This is a genomic window from Azospirillum sp. TSH64, from assembly GCF_003116035.1.
GTDB lineage: Bacteria > Pseudomonadota > Alphaproteobacteria > Azospirillales > Azospirillaceae > Azospirillum.
This window is the reverse complement of sequence record NZ_LGQW01000015.1, coordinates 1405095-1425122: the sequence shown is the minus strand read 5'-3', so window position 1 is coordinate 1425122 and position 20028 is coordinate 1405095. Positions and strand designations below refer to the sequence as shown.

The following is a 20028-nucleotide window of genomic DNA, read 5'->3' as shown; positions in this document are numbered from 1 at the left end:
CCTTACTCCGCCGCCAGAGCCTCCGCCGGCACCGGCGGAGTCCAGCGCAGCACCGGCTTACGGGCGGCGGCCGTCTCGTCCAGGCGACGGCGCGGAGTCAGACGCGGCGCGGCCTGGAAATAGGCGACATCGCCAGACTTCGCCCGCTCGGCCAGCGCACGCAGCGCATCGACGAACTGATCCAGGCTGGCCTTGCTTTCCGTCTCGGTCGGCTCGATCAGCAGGGCACCGTGGACGACCAGCGGGAAATACATGGTCATCGGGTGGAAGCCCTCGTCGATCAGCGCCTTCGCCATGTCGAGCGTGGTGACCCCCGTCCCCTTCAGGAAGCGGTCGTCGAACAGGCACTCGTGCATGCACGGCCCGTCGAAGGAGGCCGTCATGACGTCCTCCAGCCGCGCCATGACGTAGTTGGCGTTCAGCACCGCATCGCCCGACGCCTGCCAAAGCCCGTCGGCGCCGTGGCTCAGCATGTAGGACAGGGCGCGGACGAACATGCCCATCTGGCCGTGGAAGGCCTTCATGCGGCCGAAGGCGGGGCCTTCGCCGGCGTTCTCGACCAGCGCGAAGCCGTCCTTGCCGTGGGTGACGTAGGGCACCGGGATGTAGGGCGCCAGCGACTCCGCGAACACCACCGGCCCCGACCCCGGACCGCCGCCGCCATGCGGGGTGGAGAAGGTCTTGTGCAGATTGATGTGCATGACGTCGATGCCGAGGTCAGCCGGACGCACCCGCCCGACGATGGCATTGAAGTTGGCGCCGTCGCAGTAGAAATAGCCGCCGGCCGCATGCACCGCCTCGGCGATCTCGATGATATCGCGCTCGAACAGGCCGCAGGTGTTCGGGTTGGTCAGCATCAGCCCGGCCACGTCGGGACCGAGCTTGGCCTTCAGCGCCTCCAGATCGACGCGGCCGTCGGCGGTCGCCGGGATCGCATCGACGCTATAGCCGCAGGCGGCGGCGGTCGCCGGGTTGGTGCCGTGGGCGCTTTCCGGCACCAGGATCTTGGTGCGACCGCTGTCGCCCTTCGCCTCATGCGCAGAGCGGATCGCCATGATGCCGCACATCTCGCCATGGGCACCGGCGGCGGGCGCCAGCGTCACGGCGGCCATGCCGGTCAGCGTCTTCAGCCAGTAGGCCAGCTGGTCCATCAGTTCCAGGGCACCCTGCACCGTGCTGACCGGCTGCATCGGGTGCACGTCGGAGAAGCCCGGCAGCCGCGCCATCTTCTCGTTCAGGCGCGGGTTGTGCTTCATCGTGCAGGATCCCAGCGGATAGAATCCGCTGTCGATGGCGTAGTTCTTCTGCGACAGGCGGGTGTAGTGGCGGACCACCTGCGGCTCGGCGAGGCCAGGCAGCCCCACCTTGGCGCGCGGCTTCACCGCACCCAGGCGCGAGGCCACTTTCGGCAATTCGGGCAGATCGACGCCGGTGCGGCCTGCGCTGTCCTGCTCGAAGATCAGCGGCTCTTCGATCTGGAGGCCGCGGTTGCCGGTGACGGTGCCGGTCACGCCGTCGAACGAGGCGGCACCGGCCGGAATGGCCGACGGACGGCCCTGGTTGTTCATGCTCATGCCAGAACCTCACTCAGAGCGGCAGCGAAGGCGTCCATGTCGGCGTCGGTGTTGGTTTCGGTGACGGCGACCAGCAGCAGGTCTTCCATCTCGCCCGGATAGAGGCGCGACACCGGCACGCCGCCGAGGATGCGGCGCTTGGCGAGTTCCTCGACCACCGCGGCGGCCGGCTTCGGCAGCTTGACGGTGAATTCGTTGAAGAAGCCGTCGTTCAGCACCTCGACACCCGGAACCGCCGCCAGCTTGTCGGCCATCTGGACCGCCTTGGCGTGATTCAGCTGGGCCAGCTGCGTGATCCCCGCTTCGCCCAGCAGGCTGACATGGATCGAGAAGGCCAGCGCGCACAGACCGGAGTTGGTGCAGATGTTCGAGGTCGCCTTCTCGCGGCGGATGTGCTGCTCGCGGGTAGAGAGCGTCAGCACGAAGCCGCGGCGGCCGTCGGCATCCACCGTCTCGCCGCACAGGCGGCCCGGCATCTGGCGGACATATTTGTCCTTCACCGCGAACAGCCCGACATAGGGGCCGCCGAAGTTCAGCGCGTTGCCGAAGGACTGTCCTTCCGCCGCGACGATGTCGGCGCCCATGTCGCCTGGCGGCGTCAGCAGGCCGAGCGACAGCGCTTCGGTCACCACGACGATCAGCAGCGCGCCCTTGGCCTGGCAGGCGGCGGCCAGATCGGTGTAGTCGCGGACATGGCCGAACACGTCCGGGTTCTGCACGACGACGCAGGATGTCTTGTCGTCGACCAGCGCCAGCAGATCCTCGCCGCCGGTCGGGGCGGCCGGCAGTGCCACCGCCTCGAAGCCGATGAAGCGGGCGTCGGTGGTGGTCACGTCGCGGTAATGCGGGTGCAGGCCGCCGGACAGGATCGCCTTCTTCCGCCGGGTGACGCGACTGGCCATCATGACGGCCTCGGCGCAGGAGGTGGCGCCGTCATACATCGAGGCGTTGGCCACATCCATCCCGGTCAGCAGCGCGACCTGGGTCTGGAATTCGAACAGGACCTGAAGCGTGCCCTGGCTCACCTCCGGCTGGTACGGCGTGTAGGCGGTCAGGAACTCGCCGCGCTGGACCAGATGATCGACGGTGGCCGGCACATGGTGACGGTAGGCGCCGGCGCCGAGGAAGCTCGGCACCGACCCCGCCGGCACATTCTTGGCCGCCATGGAGCCGAGCAGCCGTTCGACCTCAAGCTCGCCCATATGGTTGGGCAAGCCCCCGATCGGGCCGGCCAGACAGGCCGCCTTTGGAACGTCGCGGAACAGGTCTTCGACCGATGTTGCGCGGATGGCCTCCAGCATCGACTGCCGGTCGGCCTCGGTCAGGGGCAGATAGCGCATGTTAGTGGGATTCCTCCACGAAGGCCTTGTAGGCCGCTTCGTCCATCAGACCATCCAGTTCGGAGGCGTCCTTGAGCTGAAGCTTGAAGAACCAGCCCTCGGTCTCCGCGGCGCTGTTGACCATCGACGGGTCGTCCACCAGGGCCTGGTTGGCTTCCACGACCGTGCCGGACACCGGGGCGTAGACGTCGCTGGCGGCCTTCACCGATTCGACGACGGCGGCTTCCTTGCCCTTCTCCAGCACGCGGCCGGCATCGGGCAGCTCAACGAACACCACGTCGCCCAGTTGGCTCTGGGCGAAGTCGGTGACGCCGACGGTGGCGACATCGCCGTCGACCTGAACCCACTCGTGGTCCTTAGTGAATTTCTTGGTCATCTGAAGATTTCCCTGTTCAAACGGTTGCTTGTGATTGGGAACGCCGAGGCGTCAGCCCCGGTAATAGCGTTGCGGCACGAAGGGTGTGGCGGCGACGCGGGCGGGCAGCGGCTTGCCGCGCACCACCAGGGTCAGAGACGTGCCCACCGCCGAGTTCGCGATGTCGACATAGCCCATGGCGACCGGCGCGCCGGCGGTCGGGCCGAAGCCGCCGCTGGTGATCTCGCCGATGACGGTGCCGTTGGCGTCCTGGATTTCCGTGTGCTCGCGGGCCGGCTGGCGGCCTTCCGGCTGGATGCCGACGCGGCGGCGCGCGGCGCCCTCGGTCAGCTGCCGATGGATGATGTCATAGCCGGGGAAACCGCCCTCGGCACGGCGGCGCTTCGGCAGCGTCCATTCCAAGGCACCCTCCACCGGCGTCGTGGTGGTGTCGATGTCATGACCGTAGAGGCAGAGCCCGGCTTCCAGCCGCAGCGAGTCACGCGCACCCAGACCGATGGCCTCGACCTCCGACTCGCCCAGCAGCGCGCGGGCGATCATCTCCGCATCGGCCTTGTCGCAGGAGATCTCGTAGCCATCCTCGCCGGTGTAGCCGGAGCGGGTCAGGATCACCGGCACGCCCTTGAAGGTGGCGGACAGGTAGCTCATGAACTTCATGGTGGCGGCTTCCGGGACGAAGCGGGCCATCACCTCGGCGGCCATCGGACCCTGGAGCGCCATCAGCGCCAGATCGTCCAGCAGCTCCACCTCGGCCTTGCCGGCCAGCTTCTCGCGCAGGTGGGCGACGTCCTGCTCCTTGCAGGCGGCATTCACAACCAGGAAAAGGTGATCGCCGGCATTGGTCACCATCAGGTCGTCGAGGATGCCGCCCTGCTCGTTCAGGAACAGCGTGTAGCGCATGCGGCCCTGCGCCAGCCCCTTGATGTCGCCGGGAACCAGCGTTTCCAATGCGGCGGCCGGATCGACGCCGGTCAGGCGGACCTGCCCCATGTGGGACACGTCGAACAGCCCGGCCTTCTCGCGGGTGTGCTGGTGTTCCTTGAGTATGCCCAGGGGATACTGCACCGGCATGTCATAGCCGGCGAAGGGGACCATGCGGGCGCCAAGCTCGACATGGAGCGCGTGCAGCGGGGTGGTCTTGAGAGCGGTTGCGGCCTCGGTCACGCTGGTCCTCCGACAGGGTTACGGCACCCGCACCGGGATCGGTGCAGGAAGCTGCCCCCTCTGTCTTGGACCTGAGAGATTCACCGCCGTCCGGTCGAGCCGGGCACCCGGTTTACTCCTTCGGTGAGTCGCGGCGACTGGGCGCCGAGGCTGCTTTCCAGAGTTGCCTTATCCCCTTGCGGTCCTTTTGCCTGAGAGTTTCCGGGGGCGGTTGCTCCTTCGGCGCCGCCTGCGGACCTGCCGATTTACGACAGACTCACAAGCGATCTCTCCCGCGAGGGATCATCGGCGTGATGGCGGCACACTGTCGCGATCAGACAGGTTTGTCAATCGGCGCTCTGGCCAATCAACAGGCCAAGTTGTTGAAATGCCCCGCTTTTGGAAATTTTCCTTTTATATGTTACGAGTAGGTATACATACCTATTTACCGCGTCAAGCCGAGCTGGCCAGCCGTTGTCCATCGCGGGACTCATTCCAATCGACAGAGTGGAGAGCGCGCAATGACCGTTCAGGCCTTCAACCCGTCCGACCTGTCCCAGTCCGCGGCCAACTGGGCGGTATCCCAGCGCATCGTCGGCAACTTCGCTCCCCATGCGCAACTCGTGCCGAACCTGACCCTGGCGCTCGATCCCGGCAACCTGCTGAACGGCACCACCCTGACCGAGGTGAACGCCCAATCGGTCGGCCCCTTCGCACCACCGGCCATCGGCTTCCGCATCGACCGCGTGGTGGTGGACCGCAACACCGGCGCCGCGACCATCGTCACCGGCACCCCCAACAGCCTGACCCCGCCGGCGATTCCGACAGGCACGCTGCCGGTGGCGCGTGTCATGCTGCTGCCGACGACGGACGCTATCGGCAACGATCTGATTGTGGACGAACGGGCTTTGGTCGACAGCAACACGCGGCCAAGCAATCCGATCAAGTGCATGATCACGCTCAACGGCACCAACCAGGTTCTACCGCCGAACGTCTACACCAAAGTCAGCTTCGCCAATGCAGTGATCAACACACAGTCGGCCTACGACATGTCGACTCAACAATTCAAGCCTACCATTGCCGGCGTTTACTCAATCTTCTGTCAACTGAGCATCGATTGCAATTCCGGTAGGTCCATCGGATGCGTCATTCGCAAGAACGGCTCGCCGATCGCCACTTTCTTCAATAGCACCTCCGTTACGGGAAGCACCTTCGCCAACACCAGCGCGCTGGTCACCATGAACGGCACCGACGATTACGTCGAATTCTACGCATTCTCGACGAACGCTGCGAACGTCAACATCGTTGGCACGAGCCACGCTTCCTTCTTCTCGGCCAACCTCGTCAGCGTCTGATCCCCTCTCATCCCCCGGTTTTAATTCAGGAGCCGCGCCACGGGCGCGGCTCCTCCCCGTTTTATGAATTCGGATGGCTGCCGTCGCAGAAAAAGGGCTTGGCGCTGCGGCCGCAGCGGCACCACCAATAGCCTTGCCGGCCTCCATCTCGATGGTGACGGGTTCCTTGGACGCGGCAACGGGCTGGACCGTGATCATACTCTCCCTGGCGGATGGCTTGGGAAGGGCATGTGAGGCGCGGATCAGCCCTTACTTCTTCACCTGCGTCCGGTTGAAATTCAGCTGCTCGGGCGTCAGCTGGAAGCCGAGATAGATCTTCCAGTCCTTGGCGTTGGCGTCCTTGGGCAGCGGGATCTTCGGCGTCAGCTCCTCGCGGGTGCCGGCGCGCGGCTGGCCGGGGACGAAGGTCACGTCGGTGTCGAAATAGGCCTTCGACACCAGCGTGTCGTCCGGCTGGGCCACGGCGACGAAATACTGGTACTTGGCCGTGGTGCCCTGGAGCGCCGGACCGCGTTCCGCCACCAGATAGACGTTCACGTTCACGGTGACGCCGCTGCTGGTGTAGTCGCAGCTGCCGGTGAAATCGGTCAGGGCGGCGCGCGACTCCAGATCGGTCAGATCCTTGCCGCCGGGACGGAACACCGTCACTTCCTGCAGGTCGCGGACGATGTTGACCTTCGGGCAGGCCAGCGCCGCTTCCGACGGGTTCGTCGGCCCCAACCCCATGCCGGAGCAGCCGGAAAGCACCAGAACGGCCCCGGCCGCGAGCAACGCAGGGCGGCCCATCCCAAAGAGGGACGCCAGCGGGCTTTTCCGGGCGGGGGTTCCTATATTACGGTCGCGGCGGTCCATCGGTTCGGCCTGATCGGTTAACGGGCTGTTGGATCGCGACTTTAGTGTCCCAGCTTGACCGGCACAAGACCGCGCGGCGGTTCTATCCCTTGTGACCGTTCAGCACAGGATTACCTAAGGGCGACCCAATCCACGCAAGGGCGGTACAGCGCATATGACCACGACCAATTCCCCAACCCGCCAGCCCCTGACCATCCTGCTGGCGGCACCGCGCGGTTTCTGCGCCGGGGTGGACCGGGCGATCCAGATCGTCGAGACGGCGCTGGAGCGCTTCGGGGCGCCGGTCTATGTGCGGCACGAGATCGTCCACAACCGCTTCGTGGTCGAAAGCCTGGAGGCCAAGGGCGCCGTCTTCGTCGATGAGCTGACCGAGGTGCCGGACGGCCGCCCGGTGGTCTTCTCCGCCCATGGCGTGCCGAAATCGGTGCCGCAGGCGGCGGAGGCGCGCGGGCTGTTCTATCTCGACGCCACCTGCCCGCTGGTCAGCAAGGTCCACCGCGAGGCCGAGCGCCATCACGAGGACGGCAAGCAGATCGTCCTGATCGGCCATGCCGGCCATCCCGAGGTCATCGGAACCATGGGCCAGCTGCCCGCGGGCGCCGTGGTGCTGGTGGAGACGGTGGCCGACGTCGCGACGCTGGAGGTGAGCGACCCGGACAACCTCGCCTACGCCACCCAGACCACCCTGTCGGTCGACGAGACCACGGAGATCCTGGCCGCGCTCCAGGCCCGTTTCCCCGCCATCGCCGGGCCGAAGAAGGAGGACATCTGCTACGCCACCACCAACCGTCAGGCGGCGGTGAAGGCCATCGCGCCGAAGGTGGAGGCGCTGCTGGTCCTGGGCGCGCCGAACTCCTCCAACTCCAAGCGTCTGGTCGAGGTGGCGAAGACCCATGGCTGCCCGGCCGCCCAGCTGGTCCAGCGCGCCGCCGACATCGACTGGAGCGCGCTCGCCGGCGTCGCCCGCCTCGGCATCACCGCCGGCGCGTCCGCCCCGGAAGTGCTGGTGGAGGAGGTCATCGAGGCTGCCCGCAGCCGCTTCGACGTGACGGTGGAAGAACTGCGCACGGCGACCGAGAACATCGTCTTCAAGCTGCCGCGCGCGTTATCGGTGGAGCAGGAGGCGGTCTGAGGGGGCGTCGCCCCCTCCCTCATCCCTGCGCAACTGTCAGCAGCCCGTCCACATCCACCACGCTCTCCAGCCGGTCGGCAACCGCGTCCAGCGCCCGCTCGACCGCCACACCATATCCGAGATCCGACCCGGCGCTTCCCAGCCGGCGCAGATAGGCCGAGCGGAAGCCGTCGGCGGTGAACAGGCCGTGCAGGTAGCAGCCCGCCACCCGTCCGTCCGCCGACTCCGCCCCATCGGTTCCGCCGCCGGCAAGCTCCAGCATCGGCCGCGCCCGGTCGGCCCCCTCGGTGCGGCCCATATGCATCTCGTAGCCGGCCACGGCGGCACCGGTGCGCCGCTCCGTGCCGCGGGCCTCCTCCAGCACCTTGGGACCTTTCAGCACCGTCTCGACATCCAGCAGCCCGAGCCCGGCGGCCTCGCCGGGCGGGCCTTCGATGCCGTCGGGATCGGCGATGCGCCGGCCCAGCATCTGATAGCCGCCGCAGATGCCCAGCACCCGGCCGCCGCGCCGCCAATGGGCCATCAGGTCGATGTCCCAGCCCTGCGCCCGCAGGAAGGCAAGGTCGGCGATGGTCGCCTTGGTGCCGGGCAGGATCACCAGATCGCAATCGCCGGGCAGCGGCTGGCCCGGACGCACCATGGTCAGGGCGACGCCCGGCTCCTGCGCCAGCGGATCGAAATCGTCGAAGTTGGCGATGCGCGACAGCATCGGCACGGCGATCCGCAGCGCCCCATTGCCGGCCTCCCGCGGCCGGTCGAGCGCCACCGCGTCCTCGGCCGGCAGGGTCGCCGCTTCCTTCAGCCAGGGCACCACGCCGAATCCGCGCCAGCCGGTGTGGCTCTCGATGATCCGCAGCCCTTCATCGAACAGGCGAACATCGCCGCGGAACTTGTTGATCAGAAAGCCCTTGATGCGCTCCTGTTCAGATTTCGGTAGAAGTGCGTGGGTGCCCACCAGACTGGCGATCACGCCGCCACGGTCGATGTCTCCGACCAGCAGGACCGGCACGTCGGCGGCGGTGGCGAAGCCCATGTTGGCGATGTCGCCGGCCCGCAGATTGACCTCCGCCGGGCTGCCGGCCCCCTCGACCACCACGATGTCGGCCTCGCCCCGCAGCCGCTCGAAACTGTCCAGAACGGTGCCGAGCAGCTCGCGCTTGCGGGCCTGATAGTCGGCGGCGCGCGCGGTGCCGACCACCACGCCGCGCACCACCACCTGACTGCCGATGTCCGACTGCGGCTTCAGCAGCACCGGGTTCATGTGGACGCTGGGCGCCACGCCGCAGGCCCGCGCCTGGAGCGCCTGGGCACGGCCGATCTCGCCGCCGTCCGCCGTGACCGCCGCGTTGTTGGACATGTTCTGCGGCTTGAACGGCCGGACGCTCAGCCCGCGCCGCACCAGCGCCCGGCACAGCCCGGCCACCAGCAGCGACTTGCCGACGTCGGAACCGGTGCCCTGCAGCATGATCGCCCGGGATCGTATCGGCTGTGACGGCATGGCGTCAGAACTCGATGCCGGCCTGGGCCTTCACCCCGGCCTCGAACGGATGCTTGACCAGCGTCATCTCGGTGACGAGGTCGGCGGCGGCGATCAGTTCCGGCTTGGCGTTGCGGCCGGTGATGCAGACATGCAGGTCCGGCCGGCGGGCGGCCAGCGTCGCCAGCACCTCGTCCAACGGCAGATAATCCATGCGCAGCACGATGTTCAGCTCGTCCAGCACGATCAGGCGATAGCGCGGGTCGGCCATCAGCTCCTTCGCCTTGGCCCAGGCGGCTTCAGCGGCGGCAATGTCGCGGGCGCGGTCCTGGGTGTCCCAGGTGAAGCCCTCGCCCATCGTGTGGAAATCGACCAGATCCTCGAAGCGCTCCAGCGCCACCGTCTCGCCGGTGGACCAGGCGCCCTTGACGAACTGCACCATGCCGACCCGCATGCCATGGCCGACGGCGCGCATCATCAGGCCGAACGCGGCTGTCGATTTGCCCTTGCCCTTGCCGGTGTGGACCATCAGCAGGCCCTTCTCCACCGTCTTGGAGGCGAGCGCCCGCTCCTGCAACGCTTTGCGCCGCTTCATCTTCTCGGCGTGGCGGCGGTTCAGCTCGTCTGTATCGGCAGTCATGCAGGAGTCCCTTTCACGAACATCGGCAGACCGGCGACGGTCAGCACGACGCGCGGCGCAATGGCCGCGATGGATTGGTGCAGGCGGCCGGCATGGTCGCGAAAGCGGCGCGCCAGCGCGTTGTCGGGCACGATGCCGAGCCCGACCTCATTGGAAACGAGCACGACCCGGCCGGGAAGCGTCGGCAGCAGTTCCACCAGCGCCGCGGTCTCCGCCGCGATGTCGGCCTCAGCCATCATCAGGTTGGTCAGCCACAGGGTCAGGCAATCGACGAGGACGCCGGTGCCCTCGGCGGCCTGCCGGCGCAAGCTTCCGGTCAGGTCGCGCGGCTCTTCCACCGTCGTCCAGTCCGGGCCGCGGTCGTCGCGGTGCTGCGCCACCCGCTCGGCCATCTCGGCGTCCCACACCTGCGAGGTGGCGATGTAGACCCGCGGCCCGCCCAGCGCCGTCACCAGCCCCTCGGCATAACGGCTCTTGCCCGAGCGGGCGCCGCCCAGCACCAGAGTGACATCGGCACTCATTTCCAGACGGTCCCGTCCCGGTGGTGGTAGGCGCCGTCGCGCCAGACCATGTCCTCGTCGGAATAATCGATCTCGTCGCCGCCGCTGCGGTCGCCGACCTCCAGATAGCTGGCGGGCCGGTCGCTGCGGTTGATCAGCCGGTGCCCGTCGGCGACGCCCTGCGGAAATCCTGCGCACATGCCCGCGGTCAGCAGCGTCTCGCCCGCGTCGGTCACCAGCGTCAGGTCGCCGTCCACCACATAGACGAACTCGTCCTGCCGGCTGTGCCAGTGGCGCAGGGCGGAGGAGGCGCCGGGCGCCAGCGTGGTCAGGTTGACGCCGAAATTGATCAGCCCCAGCGGATCGCCCAGCACCACCCGGTGCCGCCCGGCGACCTGCGGCCGGAAGGGCTGCGGATAGTCGGTGGCGCCGGTTTCGGCGGTCAGCGTCGCGGGGTCGAGGACCGGTGGGTTCGGCACGGGCGCTCTCCGGCTCTGTGTTGCGGGTCCGGACTGTCGCAAACCGCACCGGCGGCGTCAAACGCTGCCAAGTCCCCTTGCGGAGCAGGCCCTTACAAAGCAGGGTTGCCGGGACCGTAGCTGGACAGGCGCCGTTTCGCCCACCATGCTTATTGCGGTGCAAAACAACAACCTGCGATCCGATGTCCCGCCTGGAAATCATCAGCCGCCGTCCCTCCGGAACTGCCCCCTCCGGAACTGCCAAGTTGCCGCCGCTCCTGTTCGTCCATGGCGCCTTCAGCGGCGCCTGGATCTGGGACGCCAAGTTTCTGCCTTGGTTCGCCGAACGGGGATGGGAAGCGCATGCCGTCTCGCTCCGCGGCCATGGCAACAGCGAAGGACGCGACCGGCTGCATGAGTTTGGCATCGCCGACTATGTCGACGACGTGCTGGAGGCGGCGGGCCGCCTGTCCACTCCCCCGGTGCTGATCGGCCATTCGATGGGTGGCATGGTGGTGCAGCGCGCGCTGGCGAAGCGCCGCTTTCCGGCAGGCGTGCTGATGGCGTCGGCCCCGCCCTACGGCCTGCTGACCTCCACCATGGGGCTGGCCTGGCGCTCGCCCTACGTGTTCCAGCAGATGTCGATGCTGATGGCCTTCGGCGAGACCGCGATCAACCCCGACGCCATCCGCCGGGCCATGTTCTCCGACAAGATGCCGCACGCCGAAGCGGCCAAGTACGAGAGCTATCTTCAGGAGGAATCGCGCCGCGTCCTGCTCGACATCGGCGGCTGGATCCCCTTCCCAATCCTGCCGCCGCGCGACATGCCGGTGCTGGTGATGGGGGCCGAGGAGGATCTGCTGTTCCCGCGCGCCGAGATCGTCGCCACCGCCATGGCGCTGGGCACCCAGCCAGTGTTCATGCCGGGCATGGGCCATGCGATGATGCTGGAACAGGACTGGCAGGCGGCGGCCGAGCGTCTGGAGACGTGGATCGCAGCGACCGTGACGGCCGAAACCGCCCCGTCCGGCTCGGCCGTCTGACCCTGCCCGCCCCTGTCTAAACCTTCGGCCGTTCCGACCGGGAATAGTTGCTGAAATGCCCCTCCCTGGAAGCCTGCCGGCGGGCGGACTGGAGGATGGCATCGGACTTGCCCTCCGGCGCCACATTCGACAGCTGGCGGGTCAGGTCGGCACCGCCGCAGGACGGGCAGGCAGGCGTCTCACCGGAGCGGACCAGGGTCTCGAACCCCTGTCCGCAGGACTGGCAACGGTAGGAATAGAGCGGCATCGCACCCTCGCGGAACGGATCGCATCGGTCCGAGCATGCCGCAATACCCACAACATGAAAACGGTTTTGTTGCGCCGCAACAGCAGCACGATCAGGCCGCCGCTCCGCCGAAATCGAATCCCGCAGCCTCGACCGCCTGCTGCACCAGTTCGGCCGCGATGCCGCCGGCGACCACGACTGTGCCGGTTGCGAGATCGACGGTCACCGCGGCATTCGGGGCCGCCTTGGTGATCGCGTTGGAAACGGAGCGGGCGCAGCCGCCACAGGTCATCCCATCCACCTTGTACGCATCGGTCATCGTTACAGGCATCGCCACGGGCTTCCTTTGGGTCGGGTCAACCTCCGGCATGGTGCGTCCGCACCACCGCGCTGACCGGGACAAGAACGAAGCCACGCTTTTGCACATCCGGCAACCAGGACGCCAGAGCCTCGATTGTCGCATCATGCGGGTGGCCGATGGCGACGGCGTAGCCCTGGCGCTTCGCAACCTGTTCGGTCTTGGTCAGCTGGGCCTTCACCGCCGCCACCGTTTCCACATTGTCGAGGAACACGTCGCGCCCGACCCAGGGCATCTTCAGCTCCTGCGCCAGCCCGATTCCGGCGCTGTTGGGCGTCGTCCGGCTGTCCAGCCACAGCAGCCCGCGCCGGTGCAGTTCCGTCAGCACCGGCGCCAGCGCCGCGCGGTCGGCGGTGAAGCGGCTGCCCATATGGTTGTTCACCCCAACATAGCCGTCGAAGCTGTCCAAAGCCGCGCGGAACCGCTTCACGATCTCGCCCTTGTCCAGCGAGACCAGCAGCGCGTTCGGACCGGGATCGGCCTTCACGCTGGGTTCCATCGGCATGTGCAGCATCAGCTCATGCCCGTTGGCGCGGGCCGCCTTCGACTGGGCCGACAGGTCGCGGGCATAGGGCAGCCAGGACAGCGTCAGCGGGCCGTGAAGCCCGGCCATCCGGGACGAGCGCTTGCGGTCCAGCCCCATGTCGTCGATGACGATGGCGATGATCGGCCGGCCCTGCGGAACCTCGGCCGGCAGCGCATTCCTGCGCCACAATGCCGCATTGCCCGAAGGCGCCTGCACCGGCGGCTGGGCCGGGGGAACCGGCGGCGGCAGCATCGCCACGGTGGTGGCGGGCGGGCGCGTTTCCGCCTGGGCCGGCTTTTCCGGCACCGCATGCTCCGGGCCGTCCGCCGCATGCTGGGCGGGCGCCGGGGCCTCCGCCTTCGCCGCCGGCAGCGAGGGGGGAGCCGGCGGCACGGCAGCCTGCTGGGGTGGAGCCGGCTGGGCCGGACTCTGCTGAACGGACGCCTGCTGGACACGCTCGCCGCCGGACCGTCCGCCGGTCAGCGTCGCCACGCCGATCGCCACAGCGAACACCGCGGCGACTGCCGCCAGAGCCAGGACGAAGGGATTCGACAGAAAGGGGGGAAGCGGAACCTTGCGGGCTTTCGAAGGCGCCTTGCGGGCCATGGTGACGATGTCCATCCTGCGACCGGGGCGGCGCACAGTGGCACCCTGCCGCCGCGACCGCAATTGCTCAAACGACACAAGACGGCCGCCGCAACGGCACCGTCTTTCCACCGGCCCGACCAGTCTCCGGAGACCGCCCGATGCGCCCGTTCCTCGTCATCGTCCCGCTGCTGCTGGCCACCGCCTCTCCGGCATTGGCTGCCGGCGGCCCGCAATGCCCGCCGACCGTCAGCGTGACCGCCCAACCGGAAGCGCCCGGCGGCTGGGCGCCTTATCCCGGCCGCGACAGCCACGGCTTCATCGGCATCACCCTGATCGAGGGCGACCGCGCCCAGCAGATGGCCAGCGCCGCGCGCACCACCCTGGCGCCCGACAGCGAGACCAGGCATGCGCGCCGTTTGGTCCAGCTCTGGGAGTTCGACGCCGCGCAGCGCGGCAAGCTCTTCGTGCTCTGCCGGTATCGCGGCACCGAGGCGACGCTCGCTGCCGACCTGCCGCGCCAGACCCGCCGCTGCACGCTGACGCTGGAAACCGACATCCGCGGCAACGTCCTGGACGAGCCGAAGACGCCGCCGCAGCTCGACTGCCGGTGAGGACGCGGGGGCCCAGGGGCAAAGTTCTGCGCGGAGGCTGGAAATCCCCCTTTTCAGCCGCTAGGGTGTCCCTCGTTGGAACGGGGCCGGAACGGCCCGGACGACCCGGGCGACGGTGGCCGGGCAAAGGTGGAAGGCGGAAGGCGCATGCTGCTGCTCATCGATAATTACGACAGCTTTACCTACAACCTCGTCCATTACCTGGGTGAGCTTGGCGCCGACGTGCAGGTCCGCCGCAACGACGCCCTGACGGTGGACGAGGCGATGGCGCTCCGCCCCGACGGCATCGTCCTGTCCCCCGGCCCCTGCGATCCCGACCGCGCCGGCATCTGCCTGCCCCTGATCGACGCCGCCGCCAAGGCCCACCTGCCTCTGATGGGCGTCTGCCTCGGCCACCAGTCCATTGGGCAGGCCTTCGGCGGCCGGGTGATCCGCGCGCCGGTTCCCATGCACGGCAAGGTCGACAACATCCGGCACGAGGGCCGCGGCGTGCTCGCCGGCCTGCCCAGCCCGTTCCGCGCCACCCGCTACCATTCGCTGATCGTCGAGCGCGACACGCTGCCGGCCTGCCTGGAGGTGACCGGCGAGACCGCCGACGGCCTGATCATGGCGCTGGCCCACCGCGAGCTGCCGATCCACGGCGTGCAGTTCCACCCCGAGAGCATCGAGAGCGAGCACGGCCACCAGATCCTGCGGAACTTCCTGGACCTGACCCGTCCCCGCCCGGAAAACGCGTCGCTGGAGACCGCGGCATGAGCGGCGATCTGTCCGACATGAAGGCCATCCTGGGCAAGGTCGCCACCGGCGCCGCCCTGACCGAGGCCGAGGCCGGCTTCGCCTTCGACATCATCATGTCCGGCAACGCCACCCCGTCGCAGATGGGCGGCTTCCTGATGGCGCTGCGCGTCCGCGGCGAGACGGTGGACGAGATCACCGGCGCCGCCCGCGTCATGCGCGCCAAGGCGATCCCGGTCGAAGCGCCTCCCGGCACCATCGACACCTGCGGCACCGGCGGCGACGGTGCGGGCACCTACAACATCTCCACCGCCGCGGCACTGGTGGTGTCGTCCTGTGGCGTGCCGGTCGCCAAGCACGGCAACCGCGCCATCTCGTCGAAGTCCGGTGCCGCCGACGTGCTCGGCTCGCTCGGCGTCAACCTCGATTGCGACTTCGCGCTGGTCCGCAAGGCGCTGTGGGACGCCGGCATCGCCTTCCTGATGGCGCCGCGCCACCACCTCGCCATGCGCAACGTCGGCCCGACCCGTGTCGAGCTTGGCACCCGCACCGTCTTCAACCTGCTGGGCCCGCTCGCCAACCCGGCGACCGCCAGGCGGCAGGTGCTGGGCGTCTTCTCCAAGCAGTGGGTGGAGCCGCTGGCCCAGGTGCTGAAGCGGCTGGGCTCCGAGGCCGCCTGGGTCGTCCACGGTTCCGACGGGCTGGACGAGATCACCACCACCGGCCCCACCACCGTCGCCCAGTTGAAGGACGGCGAGGTGACGGTGTTCGAGGTGACGCCGGAGGATGCCGGCCTGCCCCGCGCCCGGATCGAGGAGTTGAAGGGGGGCGACGCCCAGGTCAACGCCGAGGCCATACACGCCCTGTTCGACGGCGTGCGCAGCCCCTACCGCGACATCGTGCTCCTGAACGCCGCCGCCGCCCTGCTGGTGGCCGGCAAGGCCGCGACCCTGAAGGACGGTGTCGCCCTGGCCGCCGACGCCATCGACAGCGGCGGCGCCCGCGACCGGCTGCGCCGGCTGGTCGCCATCACCAACGAGGCAGTGGCCTGATGAGCGACGTTCTGACCCGCATCAACGACGACAAGCGCGCCCTGGTGGCCTCCCGCAAGGCCGCCCGCCCTTTGTCGGAGGTGGAGACCGCCGCCAGGGCCGCCAATGAGAGCAACCCGCCGCGTGGCTTCATCCGGGCGCTGAGCGCCGCGGTCGAGGCCGGGCGTTACGGCCTGATCGCCGAGATCAAGAAGGCGAGCCCGTCCAAGGGCCTGATCCGCGCCGACTTCGACCCGCCGGCCCTGGCCCGTGCCTACCGCGAGGGCGGAGCGACCTGCCTGTCGGTGCTAACCGACGAGCCCTATTTCCAGGGCAGGGACGAATATCTGGTGGCGGCCCGTGCCGCAGTGGATTTGCCGGTTCTGCGCAAGGACTTCATGGTCGATCCTTACCAGATCGTCGAAGCCCGCGCGCTGGGCGCCGACTGCATCCTGATCATCATGGCCTCCCTGTCCGACGCCCAGGCAGCGGAGATCGAGGACGCCGCCATCGCCCAGGGCCTGGACGTGCTGGTCGAGGTGCATGACCGCGCCGAACTGGACCGCGCGCTGCTGCTGAGGACGCCGCTGCTGGGCGTCAACAACCGCAATCTCAAGACCTTGGCGGTCGATATTGCGACGACGGAGGAACTGGCCGCCAACGTGCCGGCCGACCGCATGCTGGTGGCCGAAAGCGGGCTCTACAACCCCGCCGATCTGGCGCGGATGGCGAAGGTCGGGGCGCGCTGCTTCCTGGTCGGCGAATCGCTGATGCGGCAGGCCGATGTGACCGCCGCCACCCGTGCCCTGCTGGCTCCGGTGTGATGCGATGACCGATGTGGTGGCCGATGCGACAGCCGATGTGACAGCCGATGTGCTGATCGCTGCGGAGAGCCCGCGCCAGGATGCGGTGATCGCGCTGGTGGCGGCGCTCGACCGCTATCTGCTGGATCTCTATCCGGCGGATACCTGCCACCTGCTCGACATCGGCGAATTGGAAGCGCCGGACCTGCGCTTCCTCGTCGCCCGCAAGGACGGCGTTCCGGTCGGCTGCGCCGCACTCCGCGTCGATCCGACCGGCTATGGCGAGATCAAGCGGATGTATGTCGATCCCGCCACCCGCGGACAGCGCATCGGCGACCGTCTGCTCGCCCGGCTGGAGGATCTGGCGCGGGCGGAGGGCTTGGACGCCCTGCTGCTCGAATCGGGCATCCACCAGCCCGAAGCGCTGGCGCTCTACCGCAAGGCCGGCTTCACCGACCGCGGCCCCTATGCCTGCTACGAAGACAATGGCGTCAGCGTCTTCATGGAAAAATTTCTGACGGAGACCGCCCGATGACCGGCTTCACCCATTTCGACGCCGAGGGCAAGGCGGTGATGGTCGACGTCTCCGACAAGGCCGACACCGAACGCACCGCGACAGCCGCGGCGACCGTGCTGATGCAGCCGGAAACCCTTGATCTCATCATGCAGGGCGGGGTGAAGAAGGGCGACGTGCTGTCGGTCGCCCGGCTGGCCGGCATCATGGGGGCCAAGCGCACGCCCGACCTGATCCCGCTGTGCCACCCGCTGATGCTGACCTCGGTCAAGGTCGACCTGTCCTGCGACCCCGCCCGCAACGCGGTGGACGTGACGGCGACCTGCAAGCTGAAGGGCCAGACCGGCGTGGAGATGGAGGCGTTGACCGCCGTCACCATCGCAGCATTGACGGTCTACGACATGTGCAAGGCGGTGGACCGCGGCATGACCGTCACCGATGTGCGCCTGCTGCACAAGGCCGGCGGCAAGAGCGGCGAGTGGGGCGCGTCCACATCCTCCTCCACCGGAGCCTGACGCGATGATCTCCGTCGCCGAGGCGCGCGCCCGCATCCTGTCGGCCTTCGCCGCCCTCCCGGCGGAAACCGTCGCCCTGCCCGACGCGCTCGGCCGTGTGCTGGCCGAACCGGTGGTCGCCCGGCTGACCCAGCCGCCCTTTCACGCCGCCGCCATGGATGGCTGGGCCGTGCGTGCCGCCGACATCGCCGCTGCGACCGCCGAGGCCCCCGTCCCGCTGCGCCGCATCGGCGAATCCGCCGCCGGCCATGCCTTCACCGGCAGCGTCGGCAGGGGCGAGGCGGTGCGCATCTTCACCGGCGCGCCCCTGCCCGGCGGTGCCGACGCCGTGGTGATGCAGGAGGATTGCAGCGCCGACGACGCCACCGTGCGGATCGGCCGCGCCGTGGCCGCCGGCCGCTTCGTCCGCGAGGCCGGATTCGACTTCACGGCCGGTCAGGAGCTTCTGCCAAAGGGCCGGCGCCTGACCGCGCGCGACATCGCGCTGGCCGCCGGCGGCAACGTGCCTTGGCTGTCGGTCCATCGCCGGCCGCGCATCGCCGTGCTTGCCACCGGCGACGAGATCGCCCTGCCCGGCGACCCGCTGGGTCCGAGCCAGATCGTCAGCACCAATGCGCTTGGCCTCTGTGCCCTGGTGACCGCCCAGGGTGGGATCGCCCACAATCTGGGCGTCGCCAGGGACACGGCGGAGAGCGTGGCGGCGCTGGCGAAGGGGGCGGCCGGTTGCGACCTGCTGGTCACCACCGGCGGGGCGGCACAGGGCGACTACGACCTCGTGCGCGATGTGCTTGCCGAACGCGGCGTGGCGCTGGAGGTGCAGACGGTGGCGATGCGTCCGGGCAAGGCGCTGATGTTCGGCCGTGCCGGGTCTGTGCCGCTGCTGGGATTGCCCGGCAACCCGGTGTCCACCGGCGTCACGGCGCTCCTGTTCCTCCGCCCGGTCCTGCGCGTGCTGCAGGGCCTGCCGCCGGAGGACGACCGTCTGCCGCTGCGCGCCCGCCTGACCGGCCCGTTGAGGGCCAACGACCGTCGCGAGGAGTATCTGCGCGCCACGCTGGCCGCCGGCCCGGACGGTGTCCTGACCGTGACCCCCTTCGCCCGGCAGGACAGCGCCATCACCACCCTGTACGCCCAGGCCGATTGCCTGATCCCCCGCCCGCCCCATGCCGACCCGGAACCGGCCGGCGCCATGGTGACCGTGCTTCCTTTGACGGATGGGGCACTCAGCATCTAGACTTCAGCAGAGCGCCGGAACGGCCGGCTGGAACAGTTGAACATCACCCGGAAAACTGTTTCATGCCGTTCCAGATGTTCCCCTCTAGTTCTAAAAGATGCCGATGGAGGGCTTGACGCGCGGCAGGAACCAAACTAGAACATGGAGCAACGTTTAGTTTTTGTTCCATCTTCAGTCTGGCCGAGGCCGGGAGGCATCCATGCTCACGCGCAAGCAGCACGAATTGCTGCTGTTCATCCACGAACGGCTTGGCCAGGGCGGTGTCTCGCCGTCGTTCGACGAGATGAAGGACGCCCTGGGCCTGAAGTCCAAGTCGGGTATCCATCGCCTGATCACCGGGCTCGAGGAGCGCGGCTTCATCCGCCGCCTGCCCCACCGGGCCCGTGCGCTGGAGGTTCTGCGCCTTCCCGAGGGTCTCGACGCTTCCCGCAACCGGACCGCGGCTCCCAAGCCGAAGTTCCAGCCCAACGTCATCAAGGGCGATTTCGCCTTCGCCGGCCGCGACGCCGCTCCCCCCGCACCGACCCCGGCCGCCGCGAACGAGACGGTGCAGCTCCCACTCTATGGACGGATCGCCGCCGGTACGCCCATCGAGGCGCTGCGCGACAACAGCGCCTTCGTCGATGTCCCCGCCTCCATGCTGACCGGTGGCGACCATTATGCGCTGGAGGTTTCCGGCGACTCGATGATCGAAGCCGGCATCCTCGACCACGACACCATCGTGATCCAGCGCTGCGATGCGGCGGAGAACGGCACGATTGTCGTCGCACTGGTGGATGAGGGCGAAGTGACGCTGAAGCGCCTGCGCCGCAAGGGCAACACCATCGCCCTGGAACCCGCCAACGCCGCCTATGAAACCCGCATCTTCGGCGCCGACCGCGTCCGCGTGCAGGGCAAGCTGGTCGGTCTCGTGCGCAAGTACTGAGCTTTTCCTGCCCGACCGCCGATCCTCTCCTCCGTCCCCGCGGCGGATGGGATCGGCGAGGTCCAAGTTCCT

At 68.4% G+C, this 20028-nt stretch carries 23 protein-coding genes and 1 riboswitch; of the genes, 11 read left to right on the top strand and 12 right to left on the bottom strand.

Annotated elements, in window-relative coordinates:
- Nucleotides 1-2 precede the first annotated feature (2 nt).
- From gcvPB to gcvT, 4 genes are read right to left on the bottom strand one after another with little or no spacing between them, the layout of a single operon-like run.
- Complete coding sequence (gcvPB, locus tag TSH64_RS07985) at nucleotides 3-1574, bottom strand: aminomethyl-transferring glycine dehydrogenase subunit GcvPB (RefSeq protein WP_109096288.1); 1572 nt, start codon at nucleotides 1572-1574, stop codon at nucleotides 3-5.
- Nucleotides 1571-2914, bottom strand: coding sequence for an aminomethyl-transferring glycine dehydrogenase subunit GcvPA (gene gcvPA / locus TSH64_RS07980; RefSeq protein WP_109096287.1), 1344 nt, complete (start codon nucleotides 2912-2914; stop codon nucleotides 1571-1573). The genes gcvPB and gcvPA overlap by 4 nt, the downstream gene beginning before the upstream one ends.
- Before the next feature lies 1 nt (nucleotide 2915).
- The gene (gene gcvH, locus TSH64_RS07975) at nucleotides 2916-3290 is read right to left on the bottom strand and encodes a glycine cleavage system protein GcvH (RefSeq protein ID WP_109096286.1); all 375 of its coding nucleotides are present in this window, start codon (nucleotides 3288-3290) and stop codon (nucleotides 2916-2918) included.
- A 51-nt stretch (nucleotides 3291-3341) separates the two neighbouring features.
- Nucleotides 3342-4454, bottom strand: a complete 1113-nt coding sequence (gene gcvT, locus TSH64_RS07970; RefSeq protein WP_109096285.1) for a glycine cleavage system aminomethyltransferase GcvT — start codon at nucleotides 4452-4454, stop codon at nucleotides 3342-3344.
- 169 nt (nucleotides 4455-4623) lie between these two features.
- Nucleotides 4624-4739: riboswitch (glycine riboswitch) on the bottom strand.
- A gap of 215 nt (nucleotides 4740-4954) precedes the next feature.
- On the opposite strand from gcvT, the gene TSH64_RS07965 reads away from it, so the two are divergent.
- On the top strand, nucleotides 4955-5788 hold the full coding sequence (locus tag TSH64_RS07965) for a hypothetical protein (RefSeq protein ID WP_109096284.1): 834 nt from the start codon (nucleotides 4955-4957) through the stop codon (nucleotides 5786-5788).
- Between the two features lie 249 nt (nucleotides 5789-6037).
- Here the strand turns inward: TSH64_RS07965 and TSH64_RS07955 are convergent, their stop codons facing one another.
- Nucleotides 6038-6559 (bottom strand): hypothetical protein, encoded by a 522-nt coding sequence (locus TSH64_RS07955; protein ID WP_247872814.1) that lies wholly within the window; start codon nucleotides 6557-6559, stop codon nucleotides 6038-6040.
- Nucleotides 6560-6794: 235 nt separating this feature from the next.
- On the opposite strand from TSH64_RS07955, the gene ispH reads away from it, so the two are divergent.
- Nucleotides 6795-7772: a 4-hydroxy-3-methylbut-2-enyl diphosphate reductase gene (gene ispH, locus TSH64_RS07950; RefSeq protein WP_109096282.1), complete on the top strand. Its 978-nt coding sequence runs from the start codon at nucleotides 6795-6797 to the stop codon at nucleotides 7770-7772.
- 19 nt (nucleotides 7773-7791) lie between these two features.
- On the opposite strand, the gene TSH64_RS07945 is transcribed toward ispH, so the two are convergent.
- Genes TSH64_RS07945 through TSH64_RS07930 form a run of 4 tightly spaced genes read right to left on the bottom strand, consistent with a single transcriptional unit; the run spans nucleotide 7792 to nucleotide 10868 of the window.
- Complete coding sequence (locus TSH64_RS07945; protein ID WP_247872813.1) at nucleotides 7792-9237, bottom strand: cobyric acid synthase; 1446 nt, start codon at nucleotides 9235-9237, stop codon at nucleotides 7792-7794.
- A 37-nt stretch (nucleotides 9238-9274) separates the two neighbouring features.
- Complete coding sequence (gene cobO, locus TSH64_RS07940; RefSeq protein WP_109096281.1) at nucleotides 9275-9889, bottom strand: cob(I)yrinic acid a,c-diamide adenosyltransferase; 615 nt, start codon at nucleotides 9887-9889, stop codon at nucleotides 9275-9277.
- Nucleotides 9886-10410: a bifunctional adenosylcobinamide kinase/adenosylcobinamide-phosphate guanylyltransferase gene (cobU, locus tag TSH64_RS07935; RefSeq protein WP_109096280.1), complete on the bottom strand. Its 525-nt coding sequence runs from the start codon at nucleotides 10408-10410 to the stop codon at nucleotides 9886-9888. Before cobU ends, cobO begins: the two co-directional genes overlap by 4 nt.
- A complete protein-coding gene (locus TSH64_RS07930; protein WP_109096279.1) occupies nucleotides 10407-10868 on the bottom strand; it encodes a cupin domain-containing protein in 462 nt (153 codons plus the stop codon). The genes cobU and TSH64_RS07930 overlap by 4 nt, the downstream gene beginning before the upstream one ends.
- Before the next feature lie 245 nt (nucleotides 10869-11113).
- Here TSH64_RS07930 and TSH64_RS07925 point away from each other — a divergent pair, with 245 nt between their 5' ends.
- Nucleotides 11114-11890 carry an alpha/beta fold hydrolase gene (locus tag TSH64_RS07925; protein WP_247872812.1) on the top strand — a complete coding sequence of 259 codons (777 nt, stop codon included), beginning with the start codon at nucleotides 11114-11116 and terminating at the stop codon, nucleotides 11888-11890.
- A gap of 16 nt (nucleotides 11891-11906) precedes the next feature.
- Here TSH64_RS07925 and TSH64_RS07920 read toward each other — a convergent pair whose 3' ends face one another.
- The 3 genes from TSH64_RS07920 to TSH64_RS07910 form a co-directional block, all read right to left on the bottom strand.
- Nucleotides 11907-12137: a zinc ribbon domain-containing protein gene (locus TSH64_RS07920; RefSeq protein WP_109096277.1), complete on the bottom strand. Its 231-nt coding sequence runs from the start codon at nucleotides 12135-12137 to the stop codon at nucleotides 11907-11909.
- Nucleotides 12138-12228: 91 nt separating this feature from the next.
- On the bottom strand, nucleotides 12229-12435 hold the full coding sequence (locus tag TSH64_RS07915) for a heavy-metal-associated domain-containing protein (protein ID WP_109096276.1): 207 nt from the start codon (nucleotides 12433-12435) through the stop codon (nucleotides 12229-12231).
- A gap of 37 nt (nucleotides 12436-12472) precedes the next feature.
- Nucleotides 12473-13621, bottom strand: coding sequence for a divergent polysaccharide deacetylase family protein (locus TSH64_RS07910; protein WP_247872811.1), 1149 nt, complete (start codon nucleotides 13619-13621; stop codon nucleotides 12473-12475).
- Nucleotides 13622-13746: 125 nt separating this feature from the next.
- Here TSH64_RS07910 and TSH64_RS07905 point away from each other — a divergent pair, with 125 nt between their 5' ends.
- The 8 genes from TSH64_RS07905 (at nucleotide 13747) to lexA (ending at nucleotide 19956) form a co-directional block, all read left to right on the top strand.
- The gene (locus tag TSH64_RS07905) at nucleotides 13747-14199 is read left to right on the top strand and encodes an STY0301 family protein (RefSeq protein ID WP_109096275.1); all 453 of its coding nucleotides are present in this window, start codon (nucleotides 13747-13749) and stop codon (nucleotides 14197-14199) included.
- A 147-nt stretch (nucleotides 14200-14346) separates the two neighbouring features.
- The gene (locus TSH64_RS07900) at nucleotides 14347-14955 is read left to right on the top strand and encodes an aminodeoxychorismate/anthranilate synthase component II (protein ID WP_109096274.1); all 609 of its coding nucleotides are present in this window, start codon (nucleotides 14347-14349) and stop codon (nucleotides 14953-14955) included.
- Nucleotides 14952-15986, top strand: coding sequence for an anthranilate phosphoribosyltransferase (gene trpD / locus TSH64_RS07895; RefSeq protein WP_109096273.1), 1035 nt, complete (start codon nucleotides 14952-14954; stop codon nucleotides 15984-15986). Before TSH64_RS07900 ends, trpD begins: the two co-directional genes overlap by 4 nt.
- Nucleotides 15986-16789: an indole-3-glycerol phosphate synthase TrpC gene (gene trpC / locus TSH64_RS07890; RefSeq protein ID WP_109096272.1), complete on the top strand. Its 804-nt coding sequence runs from the start codon at nucleotides 15986-15988 to the stop codon at nucleotides 16787-16789. The genes trpD and trpC overlap by 1 nt, the downstream gene beginning before the upstream one ends.
- A gap of 4 nt (nucleotides 16790-16793) precedes the next feature.
- Nucleotides 16794-17303 (top strand): GNAT family N-acetyltransferase, encoded by a 510-nt coding sequence (locus TSH64_RS07885; protein WP_109096271.1) that lies wholly within the window; start codon nucleotides 16794-16796, stop codon nucleotides 17301-17303.
- Complete coding sequence (moaC, locus tag TSH64_RS07880; RefSeq protein WP_109096270.1) at nucleotides 17300-17797, top strand: cyclic pyranopterin monophosphate synthase MoaC; 498 nt, start codon at nucleotides 17300-17302, stop codon at nucleotides 17795-17797. Before TSH64_RS07885 ends, moaC begins: the two co-directional genes overlap by 4 nt.
- A 4-nt stretch (nucleotides 17798-17801) precedes the next feature.
- Complete coding sequence (gene glp, locus TSH64_RS07875; protein ID WP_109096269.1) at nucleotides 17802-19031, top strand: gephyrin-like molybdotransferase Glp; 1230 nt, start codon at nucleotides 17802-17804, stop codon at nucleotides 19029-19031.
- 199 nt (nucleotides 19032-19230) lie between these two features.
- The gene (gene lexA, locus TSH64_RS07870) at nucleotides 19231-19956 is read left to right on the top strand and encodes a transcriptional repressor LexA (RefSeq protein WP_109096268.1); all 726 of its coding nucleotides are present in this window, start codon (nucleotides 19231-19233) and stop codon (nucleotides 19954-19956) included.
- The last annotated feature ends 72 nt before the right edge of the window (nucleotides 19957-20028 follow it).

What these genes read in the sequence shown, in the direction of transcription:
- TSH64_RS07915 (WP_109096276.1), bottom strand. Translation starts at nt 12,435, where the DNA reads ATGACCGATGCGTACAAGGTGGATGGGATGACCTGTGGCGGCTGCGCC.
- moaC (WP_109096270.1), top strand. Translation starts at nt 17,300, where the DNA reads ATGACCGGCTTCACCCATTTCGACGCCGAGGGCAAGGCGGTGATGGTC.
- ispH (WP_109096282.1), top strand. Translation starts at nt 6,795, where the DNA reads ATGACCACGACCAATTCCCCAACCCGCCAGCCCCTGACCATCCTGCTG.
- lexA (WP_109096268.1), top strand. Translation starts at nt 19,231, where the DNA reads ATGCTCACGCGCAAGCAGCACGAATTGCTGCTGTTCATCCACGAACGG.
- TSH64_RS07945 (WP_247872813.1), bottom strand. Translation starts at nt 9,237, where the DNA reads ATGCTGCAGGGCACCGGTTCCGACGTCGGCAAGTCGCTGCTGGTGGCC.
- TSH64_RS07885 (WP_109096271.1), top strand. Translation starts at nt 16,794, where the DNA reads ATGACCGATGTGGTGGCCGATGCGACAGCCGATGTGACAGCCGATGTG.
- TSH64_RS07900 (WP_109096274.1), top strand. Translation starts at nt 14,347, where the DNA reads ATGCTGCTGCTCATCGATAATTACGACAGCTTTACCTACAACCTCGTC.
- TSH64_RS07905 (WP_109096275.1), top strand. Translation starts at nt 13,747, where the DNA reads ATGCGCCCGTTCCTCGTCATCGTCCCGCTGCTGCTGGCCACCGCCTCT.
- cobO (WP_109096281.1), bottom strand. Translation starts at nt 9,889, where the DNA reads ATGACTGCCGATACAGACGAGCTGAACCGCCGCCACGCCGAGAAGATG.
- cobU (WP_109096280.1), bottom strand. Translation starts at nt 10,410, where the DNA reads ATGAGTGCCGATGTCACTCTGGTGCTGGGCGGCGCCCGCTCGGGCAAG.
- gcvPB (WP_109096288.1), bottom strand. Translation starts at nt 1,574, where the DNA reads ATGAGCATGAACAACCAGGGCCGTCCGTCGGCCATTCCGGCCGGTGCC.
- TSH64_RS07965 (WP_109096284.1), top strand. Translation starts at nt 4,955, where the DNA reads ATGACCGTTCAGGCCTTCAACCCGTCCGACCTGTCCCAGTCCGCGGCC.
- gcvPA (WP_109096287.1), bottom strand. Translation starts at nt 2,914, where the DNA reads ATGCGCTATCTGCCCCTGACCGAGGCCGACCGGCAGTCGATGCTGGAG.
- trpC (WP_109096272.1), top strand. Translation starts at nt 15,986, where the DNA reads ATGAGCGACGTTCTGACCCGCATCAACGACGACAAGCGCGCCCTGGTG.
- trpD (WP_109096273.1), top strand. Translation starts at nt 14,952, where the DNA reads ATGAGCGGCGATCTGTCCGACATGAAGGCCATCCTGGGCAAGGTCGCC.
- TSH64_RS07920 (WP_109096277.1), bottom strand. Translation starts at nt 12,137, where the DNA reads ATGCCGCTCTATTCCTACCGTTGCCAGTCCTGCGGACAGGGGTTCGAG.
- TSH64_RS07910 (WP_247872811.1), bottom strand. Translation starts at nt 13,621, where the DNA reads ATGGACATCGTCACCATGGCCCGCAAGGCGCCTTCGAAAGCCCGCAAG.
- glp (WP_109096269.1), top strand. Translation starts at nt 17,802, where the DNA reads ATGATCTCCGTCGCCGAGGCGCGCGCCCGCATCCTGTCGGCCTTCGCC.
- gcvH (WP_109096286.1), bottom strand. Translation starts at nt 3,290, where the DNA reads ATGACCAAGAAATTCACTAAGGACCACGAGTGGGTTCAGGTCGACGGC.